The organism is Rhabdaerophilum calidifontis (assembly GCF_008641065.1).
Lineage (GTDB): Bacteria > Pseudomonadota > Alphaproteobacteria > Rhizobiales > Beijerinckiaceae > Rhabdaerophilum > Rhabdaerophilum calidifontis.
In genome coordinates this window covers 73690-98422 of the sequence record NZ_VTRS01000001.1, presented here as the reverse complement: position 1 = coordinate 98422, position 24733 = coordinate 73690, and the positions used below count along the sequence as shown (strand labels likewise).

The 24733-nt window shown below is 68.5% G+C and carries 22 protein-coding genes and 1 pseudogene; 22 read left to right on the top strand and 1 reads right to left on the bottom strand.

All coding sequences use genetic code 11. The annotated features are described in order from the left end of the window. Positions 1–176: 176 nt before the first annotated feature. The 14 genes and pseudogenes from lnt to pnp all read left to right on the top strand — a co-directional run bounded on the left by lnt (position 177) and on the right by pnp (position 16359). The gene (gene lnt / locus FWJ24_RS00450; RefSeq protein ID WP_166443533.1) at positions 177–1817 is read left to right on the top strand and encodes an apolipoprotein N-acyltransferase; all 1641 of its coding nucleotides are present in this window, start codon (positions 177–179) and stop codon (positions 1815–1817) included. 104 nt (positions 1818–1921) lie between these two features. Then, a complete protein-coding gene (locus FWJ24_RS00445) occupies positions 1922–2335 on the top strand; it encodes a helix-turn-helix domain-containing protein (protein WP_150285819.1) in 414 nt (137 codons plus the stop codon). A 186-nt stretch (positions 2336–2521) separates the two neighbouring features. After that, positions 2522–3733, top strand: coding sequence for a methionine adenosyltransferase (gene metK / locus FWJ24_RS00440; RefSeq protein ID WP_150285818.1), 1212 nt, complete (start codon positions 2522–2524; stop codon positions 3731–3733). A 33-nt stretch (positions 3734–3766) separates the two neighbouring features. Beyond that, positions 3767–4480: a tRNA (guanosine(46)-N7)-methyltransferase TrmB gene (gene trmB / locus FWJ24_RS00435; protein WP_150285817.1), complete on the top strand. Its 714-nt coding sequence runs from the start codon at positions 3767–3769 to the stop codon at positions 4478–4480. Positions 4481–4664: 184 nt separating this feature from the next. Further along, positions 4665–5144 carry a carboxymuconolactone decarboxylase family protein gene (locus FWJ24_RS00430; protein ID WP_150285816.1) on the top strand — a complete coding sequence of 160 codons (480 nt, stop codon included), beginning with the start codon at positions 4665–4667 and terminating at the stop codon, positions 5142–5144. Further along, positions 5144–5632: an RrF2 family transcriptional regulator gene (locus FWJ24_RS00425; protein WP_150285815.1), complete on the top strand. Its 489-nt coding sequence runs from the start codon at positions 5144–5146 to the stop codon at positions 5630–5632. The genes FWJ24_RS00430 and FWJ24_RS00425 overlap by 1 nt, the downstream gene beginning before the upstream one ends. 151 nt (positions 5633–5783) lie before the next feature. Further along, a pseudogene (gene rimP, locus FWJ24_RS00420) lies at positions 5784–6468 on the top strand (ribosome maturation factor RimP). Between the two features lie 54 nt (positions 6469–6522). Further along, entirely contained in the window at positions 6523–8115 is a 1593-nt protein-coding gene (nusA, locus tag FWJ24_RS00415) for a transcription termination factor NusA (RefSeq protein ID WP_150285813.1), read from the top strand. A gap of 3 nt (positions 8116–8118) precedes the next feature. Further along, the gene (locus FWJ24_RS00410) at positions 8119–8832 is read left to right on the top strand and encodes an RNA-binding protein (protein ID WP_150285812.1); all 714 of its coding nucleotides are present in this window, start codon (positions 8119–8121) and stop codon (positions 8830–8832) included. 93 nt (positions 8833–8925) lie between these two features. Further along, positions 8926–12015: a translation initiation factor IF-2 gene (gene infB, locus FWJ24_RS00405; RefSeq protein ID WP_150285811.1), complete on the top strand. Its 3090-nt coding sequence runs from the start codon at positions 8926–8928 to the stop codon at positions 12013–12015. A 66-nt stretch (positions 12016–12081) separates the two neighbouring features. Then, positions 12082–12510: a 30S ribosome-binding factor RbfA gene (rbfA, locus tag FWJ24_RS00400; protein WP_150285810.1), complete on the top strand. Its 429-nt coding sequence runs from the start codon at positions 12082–12084 to the stop codon at positions 12508–12510. After that, the gene (gene truB, locus FWJ24_RS00395; protein WP_150285809.1) at positions 12507–13469 is read left to right on the top strand and encodes a tRNA pseudouridine(55) synthase TruB; all 963 of its coding nucleotides are present in this window, start codon (positions 12507–12509) and stop codon (positions 13467–13469) included. Before rbfA ends, truB begins: the two co-directional genes overlap by 4 nt. A 141-nt stretch (positions 13470–13610) precedes the next feature. Next, positions 13611–13880 carry a 30S ribosomal protein S15 gene (gene rpsO, locus FWJ24_RS00390; protein WP_150285808.1) on the top strand — a complete coding sequence of 90 codons (270 nt, stop codon included), beginning with the start codon at positions 13611–13613 and terminating at the stop codon, positions 13878–13880. Positions 13881–14202: 322 nt separating this feature from the next. Beyond that, a complete protein-coding gene (gene pnp, locus FWJ24_RS00385; RefSeq protein WP_150285807.1) occupies positions 14203–16359 on the top strand; it encodes a polyribonucleotide nucleotidyltransferase in 2157 nt (718 codons plus the stop codon). Positions 16360–16457: 98 nt separating this feature from the next. Here pnp and pgi read toward each other — a convergent pair whose 3' ends face one another. Next, positions 16458–18056, bottom strand: a complete 1599-nt coding sequence (gene pgi / locus FWJ24_RS00380; protein ID WP_150285806.1) for a glucose-6-phosphate isomerase — start codon at positions 18054–18056, stop codon at positions 16458–16460. 222 nt (positions 18057–18278) lie between these two features. On the opposite strand from pgi, the gene pcaC reads away from it, so the two are divergent. The 8 genes from pcaC (at position 18279) to lptB (ending at position 24656) form a co-directional block, all read left to right on the top strand. Beyond that, on the top strand, positions 18279–18665 hold the full coding sequence (pcaC, locus tag FWJ24_RS00375; RefSeq protein WP_150285805.1) for a 4-carboxymuconolactone decarboxylase: 387 nt from the start codon (positions 18279–18281) through the stop codon (positions 18663–18665). 82 nt (positions 18666–18747) lie between these two features. Beyond that, positions 18748–19527: a protocatechuate 3,4-dioxygenase subunit beta gene (pcaH, locus tag FWJ24_RS00370; RefSeq protein WP_150285804.1), complete on the top strand. Its 780-nt coding sequence runs from the start codon at positions 18748–18750 to the stop codon at positions 19525–19527. Next, positions 19527–20093, top strand: a complete 567-nt coding sequence (pcaG, locus tag FWJ24_RS00365) for a protocatechuate 3,4-dioxygenase subunit alpha (RefSeq protein WP_150285803.1) — start codon at positions 19527–19529, stop codon at positions 20091–20093. The genes pcaH and pcaG overlap by 1 nt, the downstream gene beginning before the upstream one ends. Before the next feature lie 43 nt (positions 20094–20136). Then, positions 20137–21480 carry a lyase family protein gene (locus FWJ24_RS00360; RefSeq protein WP_150285802.1) on the top strand — a complete coding sequence of 448 codons (1344 nt, stop codon included), beginning with the start codon at positions 20137–20139 and terminating at the stop codon, positions 21478–21480. Between the two features lie 110 nt (positions 21481–21590). Next, positions 21591–22205 (top strand): ribonuclease D, encoded by a 615-nt coding sequence (locus tag FWJ24_RS00355; protein ID WP_150285801.1) that lies wholly within the window; start codon positions 21591–21593, stop codon positions 22203–22205. Between the two features lie 96 nt (positions 22206–22301). Then, a complete protein-coding gene (gene lptC, locus FWJ24_RS00350) occupies positions 22302–23054 on the top strand; it encodes an LPS export ABC transporter periplasmic protein LptC (protein ID WP_150285800.1) in 753 nt (250 codons plus the stop codon). A 23-nt stretch (positions 23055–23077) separates the two neighbouring features. Further along, complete coding sequence (locus FWJ24_RS00345) at positions 23078–23725, top strand: LptA/OstA family protein (protein ID WP_206110761.1); 648 nt, start codon at positions 23078–23080, stop codon at positions 23723–23725. A 136-nt stretch (positions 23726–23861) separates the two neighbouring features. Next, positions 23862–24656: an LPS export ABC transporter ATP-binding protein gene (gene lptB / locus FWJ24_RS00340; RefSeq protein ID WP_150286598.1), complete on the top strand. Its 795-nt coding sequence runs from the start codon at positions 23862–23864 to the stop codon at positions 24654–24656. Positions 24657–24733: the final 77 nt, after the last annotated feature.

Sequence of the window (24733 nt, the reverse complement as noted above, 5' to 3'; positions counted from 1 at the left end):
TCTCGTTTTTACCGTCACGACCGAAAAGGGGTTTGCAAGCGCGGCCGCGGGCGGTAGCAGTTCTGTTCCATTACGGTTCGAACGGTGGGCGACCGCGCGCGCGGAGCATGCGCGCGAGTTCCGGTGCGGCGTCGATCGGCGGCTGCCAGCGGGGGCAAATGGTTTATTGGCCTGCTATGGCGAGCGGAAATGTCCTGTCGTCGCGGCTGCGCGAGCGGGTTGACGCCGTGCTGCTGCTTGCGGGCTGGAGGCGACTGGCGTTGGCGGTGCTCGCCGGCGCGCTGGCTGCGGCTGCACTGCCGCCGGTGGATGCGTTTCCGGTCTATGCGCTGAGTTTTCCGGTTCTCGTGCTGCTCCTCGATTCGGTTTACGGCGAGGGGCGGCGGCTTCTGCTGTCGTTGCGCGATGCGGCGCTGGTGGGCTGGGGGTTCGGCTTCGGCTATTTCGTCGCCGGCCTGTGGTGGCTCGGCGCGGCCTTCATCGCCGGAGGCGACCAGTTCCTGTGGCTGATGCCGCTCGGCGTGCTCGGTCTGCCGGCCGTGCTGGCGCTGTTCCCGGCGGCCGGGCTCGCGCTCGCGCGGCTCGGCTGGCATGCCGGCCCGACGCGGATCCTGCTGCTTGCGGCTGGGCTCGGCGCCGCGGAATGGCTGCGCGGCACCCTGTTCACGGGGTTCCCATGGAACGGGTTCGGGCAGGCTTTCGCGAATCATCTGCTTCTGGCGCAGATCGTTTCCGTCATCGGCACGGAGGCGCTGGGCCCGGTTCTGGTGGCGATCTTCGCCGCGCCGGTCCTGCTCGTGAGCGGCGGCGGGCTGGCGGCACGCTTTCTGCTGTCGGGCCTTGCCGCGGTAGCCCTGGTCGGGATCGCGCTGTTCGGTGCAGTCCGGCTCGACCCCGTGGGCGGAACACGGGTCGATTTCGAACGGCTGCCCCTGGTCTCGGGCGTCAAGATCAGGATCATGCAGCCGAATATTCCGCAGGATGCCCGCCTCGCGCTGCCGGACGGCGATGCGCTTCTCGCCCGGTTCTTCACGCTGAGCGATCGCGCCAAGGGCGCGCATGCCGCGGGCATCGCGGATGTGACGCATCTGATCTGGCCCGAATCGCCGTTTCCCTTCGTGCTCGAGCGGAATCCGCGCGCTATCGAGGCGATCCGCCGCTTCCTGTCCGCCGGCACGGTGCTGGTGACCGGCGCGGTGCGGGCGGAAGCGACCGGCGATGATTCTCGGCCCATCCGCTTCTTCAATGCGCTGCAGGTTCTCGACCGCACCGGGATCGTGGCGGGATACGACAAGGTCCATCTCGTGCCCTTCGGCGAGTTCCTGCCGGCGGAGGGGCTTCTGCGCCGGCTCGGCCTGCGTGAATTCGTCCGGGAGATCGGCGGTTTCACGCCCGGCGCCGGGCGTCGCGCGCTCGCCGTTCCGGGCCTGCCGGGCGTGACGCCGCTCATCTGCTACGAGGTGATTTTCCCGGCGGAGATCGCCGGGGATACCGGAGACGGCCCGTTTATCAATGTGACAAACGATGCCTGGTTCGGCTATACGTTCGGCCCGTTCCAGCATGTGGCCCAGGCGCGATTGCGGGCGATCGAATTCGGACGTCCGCTGATCCGCGCCGCCAATAGCGGTATTTCGGCCGTGTTCGATCCCTATGGACGAACCATCGCGCAATTGCCGCTCGGAATCGCGGATGTCCTGGACGCGCCGCTTCCGGCTAGCCTTTCCGGCACGGTTCAGCGGCGATTGTCCGGATTTGGTTTCGCTACCGTTATGATTCTTCTTGCCGTTCTCGGGCTTTCTGGCAGAAAATGGCGATGACAGCGTGGAACCGATTCGTGAGCAGGTCAGGGCCGGATCCGATCCGGTCGCTCGCCACGACAGGACGAGGGAGCCTCTGACCGATGGCAGCGGAAGATAACCTGATGAAGAAAGCCCCCAGCCCCGTCGACAGGCATGTCGGGAGCCGCGTGCGCATGCGGCGCATCACCGTCGGCATGAGCCAGGAAAAGCTGGGCGAGGCGCTGGGCGTCACCTTCCAGCAGATCCAGAAATACGAAAAGGGCACGAACCGGATCAGCGCCAGCCGCATGCAGAACATCGCGCAGGTGCTTGGCGTGCCGGTCTCGTTCTTTTTTGACGGCGCCCCGCGCGACGAGGGGCTTGCGATGGCCTCCGGCTTCGCCGAGAACAGCCAGGCGGATTACACGGCCGACATCTTCTCGACCCCCGAGGGCGTGGCGCTGGCGCGCGCCTTCGCCTCGATCGAGGATCCCAAGGTGCGCCGGCGCGTGGTCGATCTGGTGACGACTCTGGTTGAGGGTCAGCGCAAGGCCTGATCGGCGAATCAGGGCCTTTCCGCCACGCATGCGTTTGTTTTCGCGCATTTTGCGTTCTTTTTGTCGAACTTGTTCGATGAAACGCTTGACCGCGCCGACCCGCTGCGCTTAGAGACGCGCCCGGCGATCAGGGCCGCGCCGAATCCGGCGGCGGTCGCGGTTCGCATATCATCCAAGGAGCAGCACGTGGCGCGCACCTCGTATCTCTTCACGTCCGAATCCGTCTCGGAAGGTCATCCGGACAAGGTCTGCGACCGCATTTCGGACGAGGTGGTCGATCTCTTCTTCCGCGAAGCCGCGAAGGCCGGCATGGATCCGGCCCAGGTGCGCGTCGCCTGCGAGACGCTGGCCACGACCAATCGCGTCGTGATAGCCGGCGAGGTCCGCACCTCGCTCGACGACAAGGCGATGAAGTCGAAGGTCAAGTCCGCCGCCCGCAAGGCGATCCGCGCCATCGGCTACGAGCAGGACGGCTTCCACTGGAAGAAGGCCAAGATCGAGGTGCTGCTGCATCCGCAATCCGCGCATATCGCGCAAGGTGTCGATGCAAGCGGCAACAAGGACGAGGGCGCCGGCGACCAGGGCATCATGTTCGGCTATGCCTGCCGCGAGACGCCGGAATTGATGCCGGCGCCGATCTATTACTCCCACAAGATTCTCGAGAACCTCACCGCCGCGCGCAAGGCCGGCGAGAAGGGCTGCGGCGTCCTCGGCCCCGATGCCAAGAGCCAGGTCACGGTGAAATACGAGAACGGCCGCCCGGTCGGCGTGACGCAGATCGTGCTCTCGACCCAGCACCTCGACAGCACGCTGACCTCCGCCGATATCCGCAAGATCGTCGAGCCGGTGATCCGCGAGACGCTGCCGGAAGGCTGGATCGGCAAGGACACGGTCTGGCACGTCAACCCGACCGGCGCCTTCGTGATCGGCGGGCCGGACGGCGATGCCGGCCTCACCGGCCGCAAGATCATCGTGGACACCTATGGCGGCGCGGCGCCGCATGGCGGCGGCGCCTTCTCGGGCAAGGATCCGACCAAGGTCGACCGCTCGGCGGCCTATGCCGCGCGCTATCTCGCGAAGAATGTCGTCGCCGCCGGCCTCGCCGATCGCTGCACGATCCAGCTCTCCTATGCGATCGGCGTCGCCAAGCCGCTCTCGGTCTATGTCGACCTGCATGGCACCGGCAAGGGCAAGGCGGACGAGGCGAAGCTGGAGGCCGTGCTGCCGCAGATCATGGATCTCTCGCCGCGCGGCATCCGCACGCATCTCGGCCTCAACAAGCCGATCTATGCCCGCACCTCGGCCTATGGCCATTTCGGCCGCAAGCCGGCGCGCGACGGCGGCTTCTCCTGGGAGCGCACGGATCTCGCGCAGGCGATCAAGAAGGCGGTTGCGTGACGCGCGGCGGGCGGCTCGGCGGGTTTTCTCGCCATGGGCGCTGACGGACAGGACGGCGGGGATCCGGAACGGGCGCCCCGCCGCCAGCTTTACGGGCGATCGAAGGGCAAGGCGCTGCGCGCGGCGCAGGCAGCGCGGATCGACACGCTGCTGCCGCAGGTCTCGCTCGACCTCGCGGCCCTGACGCCCGATCCCGCCGCCCTCTTCCCGATACGGCCGGAACGCCTGGTGCTGGAGATCGGCTTCGGCGGCGGCGAGCATCTCGCCGCCCGTGCCGAGGCCGAGCCGGATACCGGCTTTCTCGGCGTCGAACCTTTTCTCAACGGCGTCGCCAAGCTGCTTGCCGCCATCGAGACGCGCGGATTGACGAATGTCCGGCTGCTGCGCGGCGATGGCCGCGACGTGCTCGCCGCCCTGCCCGACGGTGCCCTCGACCGGGTCTATCTTCTCTATCCCGATCCCTGGCCGAAGCGGCGGCAGCGCAAGCGCCGGATCGTTGACGAGGCTTTCCTCGCCGCGCTGGCGCGGGTGCTGAAGCCCGGCGGCGAATTCCGGTTCGCCACCGATATCGACGATTATGCCGGCTGGACCCTGGCCCGAATCGCGCGGCAGGACGGGCTCGTCTGGACGGCGCGGACCGCCGAGGATTGGCGCCGGCCATGGCCGGATTTGCACCGCACGCGCTACGAGGAAAAAGCGCTGCGTGAGGGCCGCGTGCCCGGCTATTTCCGCTTCCGCCGCGTCTGACCGGGCCGGCCGCCCCGCCTCCCCCCTCCCGAGATCATCCGCTGTCCGCCCGCTTCCGCGCGCCCTGCCAGGCCGCGGGGAGGTAATGACGCGAGAGGAGCGTTGACTCGTGCTCTTAATTCGGATATCAAACATCCTTGTAGATACTAATTATCCGAATTAAGCCCCGATCCAGGAAATCGCCATGTCCAACCGCCTCGATTACCTCACCGTCGCGCCGAAACTGACCCAGGCCTTCTACCAGTTCACCCTGGCGGCGCATGGCGCCTCCATCGAGGCTGAACTGCGCCATCTCGTCGATATCCGCGCTTCGCAGCTCAATGGCTGCGCATTCTGGGTCGACATGCATATCAAGGAGGCCAAGATCTCGGGCGAGCGCGAACTGCGCCTGCACCACATCGCGGTCTGGCGGGAATCGCCCCTGTTCTCCGCCCGCGAGCGCGCGGCGCTGGAATGGACCGAAGCCGTGACCCAGCTGCCGCCGGGCGGGATCCCGGACGATCTCTATGCCCGCGCGCGCGAGGCCTTCTCCGAGGCGGAAATCGTGGACTTGACGTTCTCGATCATCGCCATCAACGGTTGGAACCGCGGCGCCGTCGCCTTCCGGATGGTGCCGGGCTCGAAGGACGAAACCTTCGGATTGAAAAAGGCAGGCTTGAGCTGATGCAATTGCGCAATCAGGTGGAATGGGCGCTGCACTGCGCGTCGATCCTCGCGATGCTGCCGCCGGGGCACTTCCTTTCCACCCGCGATCTCGCCGAATTGCACGGCGTTCCCAAGGAATATTTGTCGAAGGCGCTCCAGAGCCTGTCGCAGGCCGGCATCGTGGAGAGCACGCTCGGACCCTCCGGCGGCTATCGCCTCGCGCGGCCGCCGGCGGAGATCAGCTTCTTGGATATCGTGACGGCGGTGGAGGGCCGTGTCTCGGCCTTCGTCTGCACCGAGATCCGCCGGAACAATCCCTGCCGGCCGGCCGGGTTCTGCGATGCGCGCCCCTGCATCATCGCGCGTGCGATGTGGGCGGCGGACGAGGCGTGGCGTGCAAGCCTGCGCGGCGTGACGATTGCCGATATCGGCCCGGCGCTTCAGCGCGAGGTTCCGGAAGCCCAGCTGCAAGAGACGATGCGCTGGGTGCTCGAGCGGGCGCGGTGAGCGCGCCGCGCGTCCGGGCGAGGCTTGCCTTCCGGCAAAAAAGCGCTTATGGGAGCGCATCAATCTCGATTTTACGCGGGGTCATACGCGAAAAGGAGAGTGGGCCGGAGACGGACCCGCTTTTTTCATATTGGCCCGGCGAAGGACCGGCATGGACAATCTCGACGAGCCCCGCCTGATCACGGAGACCGGTGTCGCGAGCCGCGTGGCGCGGATCGTCGAGCCGATGATCCGCGGTCTCGGCTTCCGGCTGGTGCGGGTGAAGATCTCGGGGCTCAACGGCTGCACGGTGCAGATCATGGCCGAGCGGCCGGACGGCACCATGGGCGTCGACGATTGCGAGGCCGTGAGCCGCGCCGTCTCGCCGCTCCTCGATGTCGAGGATCCGATCGCCACCGCCTACAATCTCGAACTCTCCTCGCCGGGCATCGATCGGCCGCTGGTCCGTGCCGGCGATTTCTCCCGCTGGATCGGTTATGATTGCCGCATCGAGATGGCGGTCCCGGTCGAGGGACGGAAACGCTTCCGCGGCGCTATCTCCGGTGTCGAGGGCGAGATCGTGATCCTCGACCTGCCGGATGCGCCCGAGGGCGCACCAGACAGCGCCCGACTCGCGATGCGGGAGATGGCGGAGGCGCGGCTCGTCCTGACCGATGCCGTGATTGAGGAATCGCTCCGCCGCGGCAAGGCGGCGGAGCGCACCCTCGCCGCCGGGGAGGAACCCGACCCCGAAGCCGCGATTCTCCCGCCGGTGCCGGCGCCGGCACCGCGCGCGGCGCGGCCGCCCAAACCGCGGCGGATCGATAATCCCGCGCGCAAGCCGCGCAGATAGATAACAGGCTGAACGACAGGAGCCGGCGCCCCGCGGCGCCCGCCCGACGGAGGAAAAGATGAGTGTCAGCGCCAACAGGCTCGAACTTCTCCAGATTGCCGACGCGGTCGCGCGCGAGAAATCGATCGAGCGCGAGATCGTCCTTTCGGCGATGGAGGATGCTTACGCCAAGATCGCGCGCTCCCGCTACGGTTCGGAAACCGATATCCGCGCCGAGATCCATCCCAAGACCGGCGAACTGCGGCTCACCCGGCTGATGCATGTCGTCGAGCAGGTCGAGAACGACAGCCGCGAGATCAGTCTCGCCGATGCCAAGCGCAAGAACCCGAACGCCGCACTCGGCGACACGCTCTCCGAATCGCTGCCGCCGGTGGAGTTCGGCCGCATGGCGGCGCAGAGCGCCAAGCAGGTCATCACCCAGAAGGTGCGCGAGGCGGAACGCGACCGGCAATACGAGGAATTCAAGGACCGCGTCGGCGAGATCATCAACGGCGTCGTCAAGCGCGTCGAATACGGCAATGTCATCGTCGATCTCGGCAAGGGCGAGGCGGTGATCCGGCGCGACGAGCTGATCCCGCGCGAGGTCTTCCGCCCCGGCGACCGGATCCGCTCCTATCTGTTTGACGTGCGCCGCGAGGCGCGCGGACCGCAGATCTTCCTCTCGCGCACGCATCCGATCTTCATGGCCAAACTCTTCATGCAGGAGGTGCCGGAGATCTATGACGGCGTGATCGAGATCAAGGCAGTCGCGCGGGATCCCGGCAGCCGCGCCAAGATCGCGGTGATCAGCCGCGATTCCTCGATCGACCCGGTCGGCGCCTGCGTTGGCATGCGCGGCTCCCGCGTGCAGGCGGTGGTTCAGGAACTCCAGGGCGAGCGTGTCGATATCATCCCGTGGTCGGAGAACGTGGCGACCTTCATCGTCAACGCGCTCCAGCCGGCCGAGGTTTCCAAGGTGGTGCTCGACGAGGAGAGCGAGCGCATCGAGGTGGTGGTGCCGGATGACCAGCTCTCGCTCGCCATCGGCCGGCGCGGGCAGAACGTGCGCCTCGCCTCGCAGCTCACCGGCTGGAACATCGACATCCTGACCGAGACCGAGGAGAGCGAGCGCCGCCAGAAGGAATTCGCCGAGCGCTCGAAGCTGTTCTGCGAGGCGCTCGATGTCGACGAAATGGTCGGCCAGCTTCTCGCCTCGGAAGGGTTCGCGACAATCGAGGAGATCGCCTATGTTGATCGCTCGGACGTGCTGGCGATCGAGGGTTTCGACGCCGAGACGGCGGACGAACTCCAGACCCGCGCCCGCAGCTATCTCGAGCGGGTGGAGGCCGAGCGCCAGGCGCGGCGGCGGGAATTGGGCGTCGAGGACGCGGTAGGCGCGATTCCCGGAATCACCTCGGCGATGCTGGTCGCGCTCGGGGAGAACGGCGTCAAGACGGTCGAGGATCTCGCCGGCTGCGCGACGGATGATCTCGTCGGCTGGACCGAGAAGAAGGGCACCGAGACGCTGCGCTACCCCGGCTATTTCTCCGATCTCGACGTCACGCGCGACGAAGCCGAGGCGATCGTGATGGCGGCGCGCGTCGCGGCCGGCTGGGTCGAGCCGGCGTCCGAGAGCGCCGACGAGGAGACCCACGCGCTTCAGGAAGGCTGATGGATGGAGCCGGACGAGACGGAGGGGGCCCGGGAGGATCGCCGCGCGGTGTCGCGCCGCTGCGCGGTGACCCGCGAAATCCGGCCCATCGACCGGCTTCTCCGCTTCGTCGCGGCGCCTGATGGTGCGCTGGTGCCCGATATCCGCAACCGCCTGCCGGGGCGCGGGGTCTGGATCGGCAATGATCGCGCGCTGCTCGCCGAGGCGATCCGCCGCAAGCTGTTCGGGCGGGCCCTGAAGGCCGAGATCCGCGTGCCGGCCGATCTCGACCGTCAGGTCGCGGGCCTGCTGCGCGCGGATGCGTTGCAGATGCTCGCCCTGGCCAACAAGGCCGGTGCGGTAACGAGCGGTTTCGCGAAGATCGACGGGCTGCGCGGTCCCGTCCTCGCGCTGGTCGAGGCCAGCGACGGTTCCGAGGCCGAGATCGCCCGGCTCGCCGGCCGCATGGCCGGGCGGGGGCCGCGACAGGGCGATCCGCTGGTGATCCGGGTCTTTTCCGCCGAAGAAATAGCACTGTCCTTGGGGCGGGAACATGTGATACATGCCGCGCTTGCGGTGCATCCTGCCGGTTCGGCCTTTCTGGATCGGGCGGCGAGATACGTTGAATTCCTGTCGGGCGGCCCGGCGACGCGTGATGGCGCGACGCCCCCAGGGTCTGACGACGCTTTTCAGGTTCCGCGGAATCTCGGATCGGATGCGGGCGACCCGCATCCGTGACGCGGCCGGCGGATGAACCGATAGCCGGCCGGGCCATTGGGCCCGGCCCGGACCACGAACGGACGAATTCCCTCGTCGAGGACAACGGTACGTATGACTGACAACAAGACCTCGGGCGACAAGACCCTCTCCGCCCCGAAGACGCTGTCGCTGAAGCGTCCGGTGGAGCAGGGCGTCGTCAAGCAGAGCTTCTCCCACGGCCGCACGAAATCGGTCGTGGTCGAGACGGTGAAGCGTCGCCCGGGCACGATGGATCCGCCGACGAGGGCTCCGGTCGTCGAGAGCAAGGCACCCGCGCCTGCCCCGCGCCCCGCTGCGCCCGAGACGCGGCCCACGCCGCCGCAGCCCCGGCTCGGCCTCGGGGGGGCGCAGCAGCGCAACCTGTCCGAGACCGAGCGTGACCGGCTCGCCCACGCCCTGGCAGAGGCCCGCCGCCGCGAGGAGGAAGAGCGTCGCCGCAACGAGGCCGAACAACGCGCCCGGCAGGAGCGCGAGCGGCAGGAGCGCGAGGAGCGCGAGCGTGCCGCGGCGCAGGCCCGCCGCGAGGCGGAGCAGGCCCCGGCGCCCGCGCCCGAAGTCGCGCCGCAGGCTCCTCCCGCCCCGGTCTCCGCGCCGCCGGTCGCGGCGACCCCGAGCATCATGCCGAAGGCGCCCGCCCCGCCGCCCGCGCCGCAAACCTCGGCGCCGCCGGTCGCGGCGCAGCGCCCGAACGCCCATCCGGCGGCGCCGGCATCGCGGATGGCCAATCCGGCCCCGGCAGGGTCCATGCGTCCCGCGGGCCCGGCGGGCGCCGGGCCGCGTCCCGGCGGCCATGCCTCCGGGCAATCGCCGCGCCCGCCCTCCACCTTGCGTGATTTCGGCGAGCGCCCGCCGCGTCTCGACGGCCCGTTCCGCCGCGGCGGCGAGGGCACGGGCCAGGCCCCGCGCGGCGGCGACATGCCGCGGCGCGACGGCAATCGCTTCGACGGACCGCGCTCGGCATCCCCCGGGCCGCGCCCCGGTGGCGCGGGCGGCGAACGCTCGGGCGGAACCCTGCGGCTCGGCTTCGCGCCGCGGCCCGGCCAGGCGCCGGCGCCCGGCTCGCGGCCGCCCGGCGGTCCGCGTTCGCCATCCGGCGGCGCCGCGCTTGGTGAGGATCTCGAGGCGCTGCGTCCCAAGCGCGATATCGGGAACGTGCCGCCGCGTCCGGCGGCGCGCGATCTCGACGAGGATGAGGCGCGCGTCGCCCGCAAGGGTGCCGCCAAGGCCCCCGCGCCGGCGAAGCCGGAGCGCGCCAAGGGTCCGGAAAAATCCCGCGGCCGGTTGACCGTGACCAGCGTGCTCTCGGACGAGGACGAGCGCCAGCGCTCGATCGCCGCGTTCAAGCGCCGCGTCCAGCGCATGAAGGGGCTCGCGGCCAACGAGCCGAAGGAGAAGCTGGCCCGCGAGGTCATCATTCCCGAGACGATCTCGATCCAGGAATTGGCGAACCGCATGTCGGAGCGCGCGGTGGACGTGATCCGCCTGCTGATGAAGCAGGGGGCGATGCACAAGATCACCGACGTGATCGACGCCGACACCGCCCAGCTCGTCGCCGAGGAGATGGGGCATTCGGTCAAGCGAGTCGCCGAGGCCGATGTCGAGGAGGGCCTGTTCGACGAGCCGGACAACGAGGCGGCGATGCTGCCGCGCCCGCCGGTCGTCACGATCATGGGCCATGTCGATCACGGCAAGACCTCGCTGCTCGACGCGATCCGCCAGACCAATGTCGTCTCGGGCGAGGCCGGCGGCATCACCCAGCATATCGGCGCCTATCAGGTCACCTCGCCGCTCGGCGGCAAGATCACCTTCATCGATACGCCCGGCCACGCCGCCTTCACCGCCATGCGCGCGCGCGGCGCGAAGGTGACGGATATCGTGGTTCTGGTCGTCGCGGCGGATGACGGCGTGATGCCGCAGACGATCGAGGCCATCAACCACGCCAAGGCGGCGAAGGTGCCGCTGATCGTGGCGATCAACAAGATCGACAAGCCCGAGGCCAAGCCGGAGCGCGTACGCACCGAGCTTCTCCAGCACGACGTGCAGGTCGAGAGCATGGGCGGCGATACGCTCGAGATCGAGGTCTCGGCGAAGCAGAAGATGAATCTCGACAAGCTGCTGGAGGCGATCCAGCTTCAGGCCGAAGTGCTCGAACTGCGCGCCAATCCCGATCGCGCCGCCGAGGGTTCCGTCGTCGAGGCGAAGCTCGATCGCGGCCGCGGCCCGGTTGCGACCGTGCTTGTCCAGCGCGGCACGCTGCGCACCGGCGACATCGTCATCGCCGGCGCGCAATGGGGGCGCGTCCGCGCGCTCGTCGACGATCGCGGCGCGAATGTCGCCGAAGCCGGCCCGTCGCTGCCGGTCGAGATCCTCGGCTTCCAGGGCGCCCCGGAGGCCGGCGACCGGCTTGCCGTCGTCGAGAGCGAAGCCCGCGCCCGCGAGATCACGGCCTATCGCGAGCGCCAGAAGCGCGACAAGGCGGCGGCGCGCGGCGGCGGCCAGGCGCGCAGCCTTGTCGACATGATGCGGCTCGCCAAGGATGCGGCGGGCAAGAAGGAATTCCCGCTGCTCATCAAGGGCGACGTGCAGGGCTCGGTCGAGGCGATCGCGGCCTCGGTCGAGAAACTCGGCAACGACGAGGTCGCCGCGCGCGTGCTGCACACGGCGGTCGGCGGCATCACCGAATCCGATGTCACCCTCGCCAACACGACGGGTGCGGTCATCCTTGCCTTCAACGTGCGCGCCCATAAGGAAGCCCGCGAGGCGGCCGAGCGCGCCGGCGTCGAGATCCGCTATTACAACGTCATCTACGACCTCGTGGATGATGTGAAGGCGGCGATGTCCGGCCTTCTTGCGCCGACCTTGCGCGAGACCATGCTCGGCAATGCCGAGATCCGGCAGGTCTTCAACATCACCAAGGTCGGCAATGTCGCGGGCTGCGTCGTCACCGACGGCAAGGTCGAGCGCGGCGCCAAGGTCCGCCTCATCCGCGACAACGTGGTGATCCACGAGGGCACGCTGAAGACGCTCAAGCGCTTCAAGGATGAGGTGAAGGAGGTCATGGCCGGGCAGGAATGCGGCATGGCCTTCCAGAATTACGAGGACATGCGCGCAGGCGATGTCATCGAGTGCTTCCGCGTCGAGGAGATCCAGCGGAGCCTGTGATCCGCCGGCCGCCGTGCTTGCGGAGAGGCCGGGGCGACCCGGCCTTTCGACGTTCGAAGGGTTGTCATGGTTCGTCCCGTTTCAGGCCCCGGCCCCTCCCAGCGCCAGCTTCGCGTCGGCGAGCAGGTGCGGCACGCGCTCGCCGAATTGCTGGCGCGCGGCGATGTGCAGGATCCGGAACTCGCCGGCATGCTGATCTCGGTGCTTGAGGTCCGCATGTCGCCGGATCTGCGCCACGGCACCGTGCTGGTCATGCCGCTCGGCGGCAAGGGCGAGGCGGAGGCGGTTGCCGTGCTCAACCGCAATGCCCGCGATCTTCGTCACGAGGTTTCGCGCCGGCTGCGCGCGCTGAAATATTCGCCCGAGCTGCGTTTCCGCGTCGATGACCGCTACGACGAGGCCCAGCGGATCGAGCGCCTGCTGGATTCGGATCGCGTCCGCCGCGACACCGCCGGCAGGGATGCCGACAAGACCCACGAAGAAGACGATTCATGACCGAACCCGGCCCCGAAAAGGCACTCCGCCCCGATCTTCCTCCGCGCCCGAAGAAGCGCGACGTGCATGGCTGGCTGATCCTCGACAAGCCTGTGGGGATGACCTCGACCCATGCCGTCGCGGTCGTGAAGCGGGTCTTCCGCGCCAAGAAGGCCGGCCATGCCGGCACGCTCGATCCGCTCGCCTCGGGCTGCCTGCCGATTGCGCTCGGCGAGGCGACCAAGACCGTCCCGCATGTGATGGATGGCCGCAAGGCCTATCGCTTCACCGTGACCTGGGGTGCCGAGACGACGACCGACGACACCGAGGGGCCGGTCACGAAGACCTCGGATGCGCGGCCCTCGCGCGCCGATGTCCAGGCGCTGCTGCCGCGCTTCACCGGCGCCATCCTGCAGGTGCCTCCGCAATTCTCGGCGATCAAGGTCGACGGCGAGCGCGCCTACGACATCGCGCGCGAGGGCGAGGCCGTGGAACTCGAGGCGCGCGAGGTGCTGATCGACCGGCTGGACGTGATCGCCCATGACGGGGCGACCAGCGTGCTCGAGGCCGAATGCGGCAAGGGCACCTATGTCCGCGCCATCGCCCGCGATCTCGGGCGCGCACTCGGCTGCTTTGGCCATGTGACGGCGCTGCGCCGCACGCGCGTCGGGCCGTTCCTGGAGGCGGATTTCATCGCCGCAGCCGATCTCACCGCGGAAATCGCGGATCCGGCGGAGAGGGAGGCGCATCTGGAGGACCTTCTCGCGCCGGTCGAGCGCGGGCTCGCGGAATTGCCGGCGCTCAACGTGTCCCGCCACGAGGCGGCGCGTCTCCGGCGCGGGCAGAGCGTCATCCTGCGCGGCCGCGACGCGCCGGTCGCGCTCGGGCAGGTCGCGGTGCATTGCGGGTCCGAACTCGTGGCGATCGGCGAGGCCGAGAAGGGCGAGTTGCGCCCGCACCGGGTCTTCAACCTCGGCTAGCGGTTTTGCGCTGGCAATTTCCGCGGTTTCTGCTAATGAGCCGCGTCACGGAGCGGCCGGCACGCCGCCGCTCTTTGTCCTGACCCTGCTGGACGACATCCCGGCCGGGCCGCTTTCCCCCCCGAAGACTGGAGGTTTCCGATGTCGATCACGGCCGAGCGCAAGAGCGCGCTGATTTCCGAATACGCGACCAAGAGCGGCGATACCGGTTCGCCCGAGGTGCAGGTGGCGGTGCTTTCCGAACGGATTGCCAATCTCACCGAGCATTTCAAGACGCACAAGAAGGACAACCATTCCCGGCGCGGCCTTCTGAAGCTGGTCTCGCAGCGCCGCTCGCTGCTGGATTACGTCAAGCGCAAGGACGAAGCGCGCTACCGGGCGCTGATCGAGCGTCTCGGCATCCGCCGCTGAATGCGGCGCCCGGCCCGGTTCAGCGGGCCGGAACATGACGGGAGCCGCGCCACGGCGCGCCTCCCCCCGCGGACCGGGCGCCAGGGGGCGCCGGTCCGGGAGAGCCGGCGAATGCCATGGCAGGATCGCCGGACGCTGGATCCAGAATGCAGCGTCCCGCCGTCTTGCCCATGGGTTCGGGCGGTTCTCCGCGAATGAGACCCGGCACGCCGCCGGCCCGGATCCGCCGGGCCGGTCCTCCGGCGCGGCCGAACCCGAAGGCCGGTTCCCGGCCGCAACGCGAGGCCGGCAGGGGCCGGTTCCCGCCTGAACAGGACAGGACATGTTCGATATCCAGAAGAAGACCATTCAATGGGCCGGCCGCGCGCTGACCCTCGAAACCGGCCGCATCGCCCGCCAGGCGGACGGCGCGGTGTTCGCGACCTATGGCGAAACCACGGTGCTCGCCACCGTCGTCTCGGCCAAGGAGCCGAAACCGGGCGTGGATTTCTTCCCGCTGACGGTGAACTACCAGGAGAAGGCTTTCGCCGCCGGCCGCATTCCGGGCGGCTATTTCAAGCGCGAGGGGCGCCCTTCGGAGCGCGAGACCCTCGTTTCCCGCCTGATCGACCGCCCGATCCGCCCGCTTTTCGTCGAAGGCTACCGCAACGACACGCAGGTGATCGTGACGGTGCTCTCGCATGATCTCGAGAACGATCCCGACATCGTTGCCATGGTCGCGGCTTCCGCCGCGCTCACGCTCTCGGGCGTGCCGTTCATGGGGCCGGTCGGAGCGGCGCGCGTCGGCTATATCAACGGCGAATACGTTCTCAACCCGACGCTCGACCAGATGAAGGATTCGGCGCTTGATCTCGTCGTCGCCGGCACGGGCGAAGCGGTGCTGATGGTCGAGTCCGAGGCGAAGGAACTGGCCGAGGACGTGATGCTCGGCGCGGTGATGCATGGTCACAAGGGCTTCCAGCCGGTGATCGACGCGATCATCGCGCTTGCCGAGAAGGCGGCGAAGGAACCGCGCGATTTCGAGCCGGCCGATCTCTCGGCGGTGGAGAAGGCGGTGCTCGACCTCGTCGAGAAGGATCTCCGCTCCGCCTACCAGATCATCGAGAAGCAGGCGCGCTACGCGGCGGTCGACGCGGCCAAGGCCAAGGTCTTCGCGGCGCTGGCGCCGGAGGGCGGCGAGGCGAAATTCGACAAGGAGCAGCTCAAGACCGTGTTCAAGGAGGTCCAGGCCAAGATCGTGCGCTGGAACATCCTCGACACCAAGAGCCGCATCGACGGGCGCGGGCTGACCGATGTCCGCAAGATCGTCGCGGAAGTGGGGCTGCTGCCGCGCACCCATGGTTCGGCGCTGTTCACCCGCGGCGAGACCCAGGCGCTTGCGGTGGCGACGCTCGGCACCGGCGATGACGAGCAGTTCGTGGACGAGCTGGAGGGCACCCGCAAGGAGCGCTTCATGCTCCATTACAACTTCCCGCCCTATTCCGTGGGCGAAACCGGCCGCATGGGCTCGCCCGGCCGCCGCGAGATCGGCCATGGCAAGCTCGCCTGGCGCGCGATCCACCCGATGCTCCCCGCGCACCACGAATTCCCCTACACGATCCGCGTGGTGTCCGAGATCACCGAATCGAACGGCTCCTCCTCGATGGCGACGGTGTGCGGCACCTCGCTCGCGCTGATGGATGCCGGCGTGCCGCTGAAGGCGCCGGTCGCGGGCATCGCGATGGGCCTCATCCTCGAGGGCGAGCGCTACGCCGTGCTCTCGGATATTCTCGGCGACGAGGACCACCTCGGCGACATGGATTTCAAGGTCGCCGGCACCGAGAACGGCGTCACCTCGCTGCAGATGGACATCAAGATCGCCGGCATCACCGAGGAGATCATGCGCGTCGCGCTGCATCAGGCGAAGGATGGCCGCCTGCACATCCTCGGCAGGATGGCCGAGGCGCTCACCCAGCCGCGCGGCCAGCTCGGGCAATACGCCCCGCGCATCGAGACCATCAAGATCAACCCGGACAAGATCCGCGAGGTCATCGGGTCCGGCGGCAAGGTGATCCGTGAGATCACCGAGAAGACCGGCACCAAGATCGATATCCAGGATGACGGCACGATCAAGGTGGCCTCGTCCGACGGCGACAAGATCAAGGCCGCGCTCAACTGGATCAAGTCGATCGCTTCGGATCCCGAGATCGGCCAGATCTACGAGGGCACGGTGGTGAAATGCGTCGAGTTCGGCGCCTTCGTGAATTTTTTCGGTGCCCGCGACGGCCTCGTCCATATCAGCCAGCTTGCCCCGCGCAAGGTCGCGCAGGTCAAGGACGTGGTGAAGGAAGGCGACAAGGTGAAGGTCAAGTTCCTGGGCTTCGACGAGCGCGGCAAGACCAAGCTCTCGATGAAGGTCGTCGATCAGGAGACCGGCGAGGATCTCGAGGCCAAGCAGAAGGCCGAACGCGAGGCGCAGCGCGCCGAAGCGGAGGAGTGACGCGCTTCAACGATCAGCGTATCCGCATTCCGAGACGCAAGGAGGAGCCCCCGGCAGCGGGGGCTTTTCTTTTGCTGCGCGCTCCGGGGCGGGGCTTGCTATGCCGGGGGCCTGCGCAAGGCCCGCACCAGCCCGGCGGTAGAGCCGTCCAGCGCGTCAAGCCCCTCGCCGGTCGCCACCGGCCCGGCGAGTTTCAGCGCCAGTTCCTTGCCGAGTTCGACGCCCCATTGGTCGAACGGGTTGATGCCGAAGATCGCCGCCTCGACGAAAACCCGGTGCTCGTAGAGCGCGATCAGCCGGCCGAGCGTGCGCGGATCGAGCCGGCGATGCAGGATCGTGATCGAGGGGCGGTCGCCGAGGAAGACGCGGTGCGGATTGCCGCCGGCCTCCTCCAGCGTGCGCCCCAGCATCAGCGCCTGGCTCTGCGCGAGGCAATTCGCGACCAGAATCGGATGATGCGCCGCAAGATGCGGCCCCTCCACCCCCTCCGCGGCCAGGATGAACTCGACGGGAATGATGTCGGTGCCCTGGTGCAGCAGCTGGAAGAAGGCGTGCTGACCGTTGGTGCCCGGCTCGCCCCAGACGAGCGGCCCGGTCGGCATCGTCACGGGCGTGCCGTCGAGCCGGACGGATTTGCCGTTTGATTCCATGTCGAGCTGCTGCAGATAGGCGGGAAAGCGCGCGAGCCGCTGATCATAGGGGATGATCGCGCGGGCGGGATGGCCGCAGACGACGCGATGCCAGATGCCGGCCAGCGCGAGCAGCACCGGCAGGTTCTGTCCGAGTGGCGCGGCGCGGAAATGCGCATCCATCGCCGCCGCGCCGGCGAGGAACTGCTCGAACCGCGCCGCGCCGATGCGGATCATCACCGGCAGCCCGATCGCGGACCAGACCGAATAGCGCCCGCCGACCCAATCCCAGAAGCCGAAGGTCCGCTCCGCCGGGATGCCGAATGCCGCAACCTTGTCGAGCGCCGTCGAGACGGCGGCGAAATGCCGTCCCACCGCGGCCTCGCCGAGCGCCGCGACCAGCCAGCCCCGCGCCGCGCGGGCATTGGTCATCGTCTCGATCGTGGTGAAGGTCTTCGAAGCGACGATGATCAGCGTCGTCGCCGGATCGAGTTCCCGCAGTACCTGCGCGAGATGCGCGCCGTCGACATTCGAGACGAAATGCGCCCGCGGACCGTCCGCAGCGGGCCAGAGCGCCTCCGTCACCATCGCCGGTCCGAGATCGGAGCCGCCGATGCCAAGATTGACGATATCCGTGAACGGTCCGCCAGTGCCGGCGACGGCACCGGAGCGGATCTCTTCCGCGAAGGCGAGGCAGGCCGCACGCACGGCGAGCACATCGGGCATCACGGCCCGGCCCGCGGCATGGAACCCGGCATCGGCTCCGGCGCGCAGCGCGACATGGAGCGCCGCGCGGTTCTCGGTGCTGTTCACGGGCTCGCCGGCGAACATCGCCGCGCGCCGTTCCGGCACACCCGCCGCCTCGGCCAGTGCGATCAGCCGGGCGAGCGCCGCGGCGTCGATCCGGCATTTCGAAAGGTCGAGCAGCAGGTCCTCGAAGGCGAAGGAGAAGCGGTCGAACCGCGCGGGATCGGCGCGGAAAAGATCGGCGATGCGCGTCCCGGCAAGGGCGGCATGGGTCTCGCGCAGGGCGGACCAGGCGGAGGCGAGAGAGGAATCGGAGGGCATGAGGCTTTCTAGGCGGAAAAGATGTCAGCGATGCGAAGGGTCATGCGCGGCCCGGCGCATCTTGTGCGCCTGCCGGGCCGAGCATAAGCGGGTGGTTCCGGAATGCGAGCCCAATCGCACCGGCCGGCGCAGTCCGGCCGGGCGGTCATGTGCGGGATCGCGCAGGACATCTTGGCAAAACGGCAAAATCGTTATTCAATATAACCACACCGGAGACGAATCATGGATCAACGCTTCGAACAGGGCATGCGCACGCGCCGTTCCGTGCTCGGTGACGCGCATGTCGATCGCGCCGAGGCGGGTAAGACCGCGTTCGATGCGGGTTTCCAGCGCTTCATCACCGAGGGCGCCTGGGGCACGCTCTGGTCCGGCGACGGGCTGACCAAGCGCGAGCGCTCGATCGTCACCATCGCGCTGCTCGCCGCGCTCGGTCATCACGAGGAGGTGGCGATGCATGTCCGCGCCACCGCTAGGACCGGGGCGAGCATGGAGGATGTTCGCGAGGCGCTGATGCATGTGGCGGTCTATGCCGGCGTTCCCGCGGCGAACGCCGCGTTCAGGATCGCCAAGGCAACCTATGCCGAGATGGCGGCGGCGCGGGAGAGTTGATCCTGCGCAAGGTGAATGTGCAAAAGCGCCGGCATCCTGCGGGCAAAAAGGCAATAAAATCCATCCGGGAGGACATGCGAGCATGAACGCCAAGATTCAACCGGGCGAAAATCAGCCGGGCAGAACAGCGTGGCAGGGCGATTTCGTCCGGCGTGACCGCGCCTGGCACCCGCCGGCCTACACGCCGGGCTACAAGACCAGCGTGCTGCGCTCGCCGAACTGCGCACTGATCTCGCTCGAACAAGGGCCTGCGGAAAAGACGGGCCCCCGGTTCGCGCGCTCGATGCTGCACGAGTTCGACAACGATCTCACGATCAACTACGCCCGCGCGACCGGCTCGGGGGGCGAGGCGATCGGCGAGCGGATCATCGTGCATGGCCGGGTCACCGACGAATACGGCCGGCCGGTGCCGGAGACGCTGATCGAGGTCTGGCAGGCCAATGCCGGCGGCCGCTATCGCCATGTGAAGGATGGCTACATGGCGCCGCTCGACCCGAATTTCGGCGGGTGCGGCCGGGTCATCACCGATGCCGAGGGGCGGTATTTCTTCCGCACCATCAAGCCCGGCGCCTATCCCTGGCCGAACAACGGCTCCGATTGGCGGCCGGCGCATATCCATTTCTCGATCTTCGGCGAGGCATTCGCGCAGCGGCTCGTCAGCCAGCTCTATTTCGAGGGCGATCCGTTGATCCCGCTCTGCCCGATCGTCAACACGATCCCCGACAAGCGGGCGATCGACAGCCTTGTCGCCCGTCTCGACATGGGCGAGATGCGGCCCTTCGATTGCCTGGCCTACCGGCTCGACATCGTGCTGCGCGGCCGCCAGCAGACCTTCTTCGAGAACCTGACGGAGGGCATGTGATGCCGGTCGAATACCGCAAGGAAACGCCGTCGCAGACCGCCGGCCCCTATGTCCATATCGGCACCGTGCCGGTGGCCTGTGGTATCGCGATGCGCCAGAACGAGCGGCTCGATTCGATCGATGCGCCCGGCCCGCGGATCGTGATCGAGGGGCTTGTCCTCGATGGATCCGGCGCGCCGGTGAAGGATGCGATGATCGAGCTCTGGCAGGCCGATGCGCAGGGCCGTGTCGGCGAGCACGGACTCTGGGGGCGCGCGGTCGCCGATTTCAAGGATGGCCGGTTCTTCTTCCACACCGTGCGGCCGGGGACGCTGCCCTGGCGGGCGGGCCGGATGCAGGCGCCACACCTGACGCTGACGATCTTCGCGCGCGGCATCAACATCCATCTGCACACGCGCGTCTATTTTCCGGAGGATGCGGCGGCGCAGGCCGAAGACCCCGCGCTGAACCGGATCGAGCAGGTCGAGCGCCGCAAGACCCTGATTGCCGAGCGGCTCGGCGACGGCCAATATCGCCATGTGATCCGCCTTCAGGGCGATCGCGAGACGGTGTTCTTCGACATGTAGGCCCGGCCGGCCCGTGTCGGGCAGGCATGGCCGGGGAAATGGCATGGCGGCGTTGGCGCTCGACACTTCGCTCTATGGCGGGCTCCTCGGGGACGCGGAATTCGCGGCCCTCCTCTCGGATGCTGCCGAGATTGCCGCGATGATCCGCGCCGAGAAGGCCCTGGCCCGTGCCCAAGCGCGGCTCGGCATCATTCCCGGTGCGGCTGGCGAGGCGCTCGCCGCCGCGCTGGAGACGGTCGTGATCGATCCTGCCGCGCTGCGGGCCGGCCTGACGCGGGACGGGGTGGCGGTGCCGCAGCTCGTCGCTGCCCTGCGCGGGCAGCTTCCGCCCGAACTCCGCCCCTGGCTGCATTGGGGCGCCACCTCGCAGGATATTTCCGATCTCGCCCTGGTGCTGCGCCTGTCGCTGGTGCTCGACGCCGTCGAGGCGCGGCTCGATGCGTTGATCCGCCGGCTCGCCGGGCTGGCCGATACGCATCGCGCCACGCTCTGCCTCGCCCGCACCCGCACGCAGGCCGCGGCGCCGACATTGTTCGGCCTGCGCGTCGCCAATTGGCTCCAGCCGCTGCTGCGTCATCGCGCGCGGCTCGGCGAGATCCGGCCGCGGCTGCTCGTTGTCCAGCTCGGCGGCGCGGCCGGCACGCTGGCAGCCTTCGGTCCGCAGGCCATCGCGCTGATGGATGCACTCGCCGATGAACTCGGCCTCGGCCGTGCCGTGCCCTGGCACAAGGCGCGCGACCGGATCGAGGAATTCGGCGGGCTGCTCGCGATGATCACCGCGAGCCTCGGCATGATCGGCGCCGATCTCATGCAGCTTGCACAGAGCGAGGTCGCCGAGATCACTTTTGATGGGGCCGGCGGTTCCTCCACCCTGCCGCAGAAGCAGAATCCGGTCGTCGCGGAGGTTCTGGTGGCGTTGGCGCGGTTCGCGGCGCATCAGGTCGGCGCGCTGCATCAGGCGGCGATCCACCCGACCGAGCGCGACGGCGCCGCCTGGACGCTGGAATGGCTCGCCCTTCCGCCCCTGATCCAGGCGACCGGCGCGGCGCTGCGCCAGGCCGGGGAAGCCTTCGGCGATTTGCGCGTCGACACGGCGCGGATGCGCGCCAATCTCGACGCGACGCGCGGGCTTGTCCTCGCCGAGGCGGCGAGCTTCGCGCTCGCGGCGGCCATGCCGCGCGCGGATGCGGCGGCGCGGGTCCGGGAGGCGGTGGCGGCGGTTGTCTCCGGCGCGGCGCCGCATCTTCTCGACGCGCTTGCGGCGGCGGGTGATGCGTCGATCGACTGGGAGGCCTTGCGCGACGGGCGCGTCGGGCTCGAACCGGCCGACCTGCTGATCGCGCGCGTCCTCGCCGAGGCGGAGGCAATGGTCGGCGCCGCCCCGTGAGACGCGAACCGCCGGATGCGCCGGGACAAATTGGCTTCCGCCGCGAATTCCACTAAGGACGACGCCAATCCGCATCGTCGCGGACTTTGAGCCCAACCGGACCTGAATCCATGACCATCCGCCTCCATCGCGGCGATCTGCCGAACCGGATCCCCGCCGGCGCCATCGTCGCCATCGACACCGAAACGCTCGGCCTCGTGCCGCATCGCGACCGGCTCTGCGTCGTGCAGCTCTCGACCGGCGACGGGACGGCAGACGTGATCCAGATCGCGCCGGGCCAGCGTGCGGCGCCGAATCTCGCCGCGATGCTCGCCGACCCCGCGATCCTCAAGCTGTTCCATTTCGCGCGCTTCGATCTCGCGGTGCTGCGGCACGCCTTCGGCGTCATGCCGGCGCCGGTCTATTGCACCAAGATCGCCTCGCGGCTGACCCGCACCTATACCGATCGCCACGGGCTGAAGGACATCACCCGCGAACTGCTCGGGGTCGATCTCTCCAAGCAGCAGCAATCCTCGGATTGGGGCGCCGAAACGCTGAGCGAGGCCCAGCTTGCCTACGCCGCTTCGGACGTGCTCCATCTCCATGCGCTCAAGGAACGGTTCGACACATTGCTCGCGCGCGAAGGGCGGACGGAGCTCGCGCGGGCCTGTTTCGAATTCCTCCCGGCGCGCGCCATGCTCGATCTCGGGGGCTGGCCGGAGGTCGATATCTTCGCCCATAGCTGAGGCAATGGGCGCCGCTCTGGCGCGACGGCCCGGCCTGCGCCATAACTTCGCCATCCTGGCGGGCGCTTGGATGGGCGTCATTCGGCGGAAGGAAGCATGGCGCGGAGCGATCTCGAGATCGGGGCAGGGCCGGAGCGGGCAATGCAGGCCCCGCATCCGCGCGCCCCGGCGCGCCCCGGCGCGCGGCATGCGATCGAAGCGACGCTGCCGCCGCATCTGCGCGGCAACCCGGCCTTCATCGCCGCCGCCCGGCATTCGCGGCGCGTCCGCTTCCTCAAGCGGGCGATCCCGCTCGGAACGGCGCTGGTTCTGGTCGCATTGCTCGGCAAGAGCTTCGTCGGGTTCCTGGGCGGCCTCGACGCCGAGATCGCCGATGTCTCGATCCAGGGCAGCAAGATCGTGATGGACAAGCCGAAGCTCTCGGGGTTCAAGCGCGATGGCCGTTCCTATGAGCTTGTCGCGGCGACGGCGGTGCAGGATCTGAAGACGCCGAATGTCGTCGATCTCAACCGGCTGACGGCGCGCATGCAGACGGGGAATGATGGCTGGGCCGATCTGACGGGCCTGCGCGGCCTCTACGACAGCAAGGACGAGCGCCTTGCGGTCGAGGGCGGTGTCGGCGTCAAGACCGAGACCGGCGTCGATGCCCGGCTCGCCGATGCGCGGATCGACTTCAAATCCGGCACCATCCTCACCGACAATCCGGTGGAAGTGCGGATGACGCAGGGCCAGGTCAATTCTGATCGTCTCCAGGTGCTCGACAATGGCCGGCGGCTGGTGTTCGAGGGGCGCGTTCGCAGCAATTTCGTCAATGCCGCGCCGCCTGGCGGTGATGCGGCGCCGCAATGAGGGTTCGGATCATGATCAGGCCGATGGCGCGCGCCGTTCTGCTTGCAGCAGGCATTCTTGCCGTGCCGGCCTGCGGCTGGGCGCAGGGCGCTGCTGCGCCCCGGCCGCCGACGCCGGCGCCGGCAGCCAAGGGCAAGGCGTCGGGCACGCCCTTCGCCGGGTTCGGGTCGAATTCCAAGGAGCCGATCAAGGTCGATGCGAACAAGCTGGAGGTGTTCGACAAGGAGAATCGCGGCGTCTTCTCCGGCGATGTCGTCGCGGTCCAGGGCCAGACGACCGTCCGCTGTTCGGTGATGACCGTGTTCTATGTCCAGAGCCGCCAGGCTGCCGGAAGCGCGGCCCCCGCCGCGACGCCGGCTGCGGCACCGGCGGCCGGGCAAAGCTCGATCCGCCGCATCGAATGCCAGGGGCCGGTCTCGATCGTCTCGGGCACGCAATCCGCGACCTCGAATTTCATGGTATATGACGCGGAAACGGACACGGTGACGCTGACCGGGCAGGCGGTGATCGCCGATTGCGACAATGTCCAGCGTGGCGAGCGCGTCGTCTATGACGTCAAGACCGGCCGGGCGACCGTCGATGCCGGCGCCAAGGGCCGCGTCCAGGGCATTTTCGTGCAGGGCAGCGACGACAAGAAGAAGACCCCCGGCGAATGCCCGCAGCGCAAGTGATCCTGCGCGCGGAACCCCGCCGCGCGGGCAAGTGACCTTTCCGAAAAACTGGGATAAAGCGGCGATCCGGCGCGGGAAATCCTGCGCATGGCCGGAATCATGGGAGTTGGGCGTGCTGGGCAGGTGGAAGGAGCGGATGACGGGCCGGGCGCCGGGGCCGGCTGCTCCGGCATCCGCACCGGTGCCGCGCGCCGCCAAACCGCCCGCCGAGGATGTGCTCGCCGCGGAATCGCTCGGGAAGACCTATGGCCGGCGCAAGGTGGTCGCCGATGTGAGCCTCAATGTCCGGCGCGGCGAGGCGGTGGGCCTGCTCGGGCCGAACGGCGCCGGCAAGACGACGGTGTTCTACATGATCACCGGCCTCGTTCCCGCCGATCAGGGCCGCATCGCGCTCGACGGGTTCGACATCACCGGCCTGCCGATGTATCGCCGCGCGCGGCTGGGGATCGGCTATCTGCCGCAGGAGGCGTCGATCTTTCGCGGGCTGACGGTGGAGCAGAATATCCGTGCGGTTCTGGAGGTCGTCGAGCCGGACCGGCGCCGGCGCGAGGCGGAGCTTGATTCCCTGCTCGACGAATTCTCGATCGCCCGCCTCCGCCACGCCCCCGCCATCGCGCTCTCGGGTGGCGAGCGGCGGCGCTGCGAGATCGCCCGCGCGCTGGCCGGCCGGCCGAGCTTCATGCTGCTCGATGAGCCCTTTGCCGGCATCGATCCGATCGCGGTCGGCGACATTCAGGATCTGGTGCTGCATCTCAAGGCGCGTGGCATCGGGGTGCTGATCACGGACCACAATGTCCGCGAGACGCTGAGCCTGATCGACCGCGCCTATATCATCCATTCCGGCCAGGTGCTGATGGAAGGCTCGCCCGAGGAGATCATCGCCTCGCCGGAGGTGCGCCGGCTTTATCTCGGCGAGGATTTCCGGCTCTGAATGACTGCACCGGGCCGCCCTGCCCGCTGCGGCAAGTTTCGGCGCAGGCAAGTTTCGGCTTGCGCTTCACGAAAGCG

Excerpts from the sequence above, each read along its gene's own strand:
- lnt (WP_166443533.1), top strand. The coding sequence starts at position 177 with ATGGCGAGCGGAAATGTCCTGTCGTCGCGGCTGCGCGAGCGGGTTGAC.
- FWJ24_RS00445 (WP_150285819.1), top strand. The coding sequence starts at position 1,922 with ATGAAGAAAGCCCCCAGCCCCGTCGACAGGCATGTCGGGAGCCGCGTG.
- trmB (WP_150285817.1), top strand. The coding sequence starts at position 3,767 with ATGGGCGCTGACGGACAGGACGGCGGGGATCCGGAACGGGCGCCCCGC.
- FWJ24_RS00430 (WP_150285816.1), top strand. The coding sequence starts at position 4,665 with ATGTCCAACCGCCTCGATTACCTCACCGTCGCGCCGAAACTGACCCAG.
- FWJ24_RS00425 (WP_150285815.1), top strand. The coding sequence starts at position 5,144 with ATGCAATTGCGCAATCAGGTGGAATGGGCGCTGCACTGCGCGTCGATC.
- nusA (WP_150285813.1), top strand. The coding sequence starts at position 6,523 with ATGAGTGTCAGCGCCAACAGGCTCGAACTTCTCCAGATTGCCGACGCG.
- FWJ24_RS00410 (WP_150285812.1), top strand. The coding sequence starts at position 8,119 with ATGGAGCCGGACGAGACGGAGGGGGCCCGGGAGGATCGCCGCGCGGTG.
- infB (WP_150285811.1), top strand. The coding sequence starts at position 8,926 with ATGACTGACAACAAGACCTCGGGCGACAAGACCCTCTCCGCCCCGAAG.
- rbfA (WP_150285810.1), top strand. The coding sequence starts at position 12,082 with ATGGTTCGTCCCGTTTCAGGCCCCGGCCCCTCCCAGCGCCAGCTTCGC.
- truB (WP_150285809.1), top strand. The coding sequence starts at position 12,507 with ATGACCGAACCCGGCCCCGAAAAGGCACTCCGCCCCGATCTTCCTCCG.
- rpsO (WP_150285808.1), top strand. The coding sequence starts at position 13,611 with ATGTCGATCACGGCCGAGCGCAAGAGCGCGCTGATTTCCGAATACGCG.
- pnp (WP_150285807.1), top strand. The coding sequence starts at position 14,203 with ATGTTCGATATCCAGAAGAAGACCATTCAATGGGCCGGCCGCGCGCTG.
- pgi (WP_150285806.1), bottom strand. The coding sequence starts at position 18,056 with ATGCCCTCCGATTCCTCTCTCGCCTCCGCCTGGTCCGCCCTGCGCGAG.
- pcaC (WP_150285805.1), top strand. The coding sequence starts at position 18,279 with ATGGATCAACGCTTCGAACAGGGCATGCGCACGCGCCGTTCCGTGCTC.
- pcaH (WP_150285804.1), top strand. The coding sequence starts at position 18,748 with ATGAACGCCAAGATTCAACCGGGCGAAAATCAGCCGGGCAGAACAGCG.
- pcaG (WP_150285803.1), top strand. The coding sequence starts at position 19,527 with ATGCCGGTCGAATACCGCAAGGAAACGCCGTCGCAGACCGCCGGCCCC.
- FWJ24_RS00360 (WP_150285802.1), top strand. The coding sequence starts at position 20,137 with ATGGCGGCGTTGGCGCTCGACACTTCGCTCTATGGCGGGCTCCTCGGG.
- FWJ24_RS00355 (WP_150285801.1), top strand. The coding sequence starts at position 21,591 with ATGACCATCCGCCTCCATCGCGGCGATCTGCCGAACCGGATCCCCGCC.
- lptC (WP_150285800.1), top strand. The coding sequence starts at position 22,302 with ATGGCGCGGAGCGATCTCGAGATCGGGGCAGGGCCGGAGCGGGCAATG.
- FWJ24_RS00345 (WP_206110761.1), top strand. The coding sequence starts at position 23,078 with ATGGCGCGCGCCGTTCTGCTTGCAGCAGGCATTCTTGCCGTGCCGGCC.
- lptB (WP_150286598.1), top strand. The coding sequence starts at position 23,862 with ATGACGGGCCGGGCGCCGGGGCCGGCTGCTCCGGCATCCGCACCGGTG.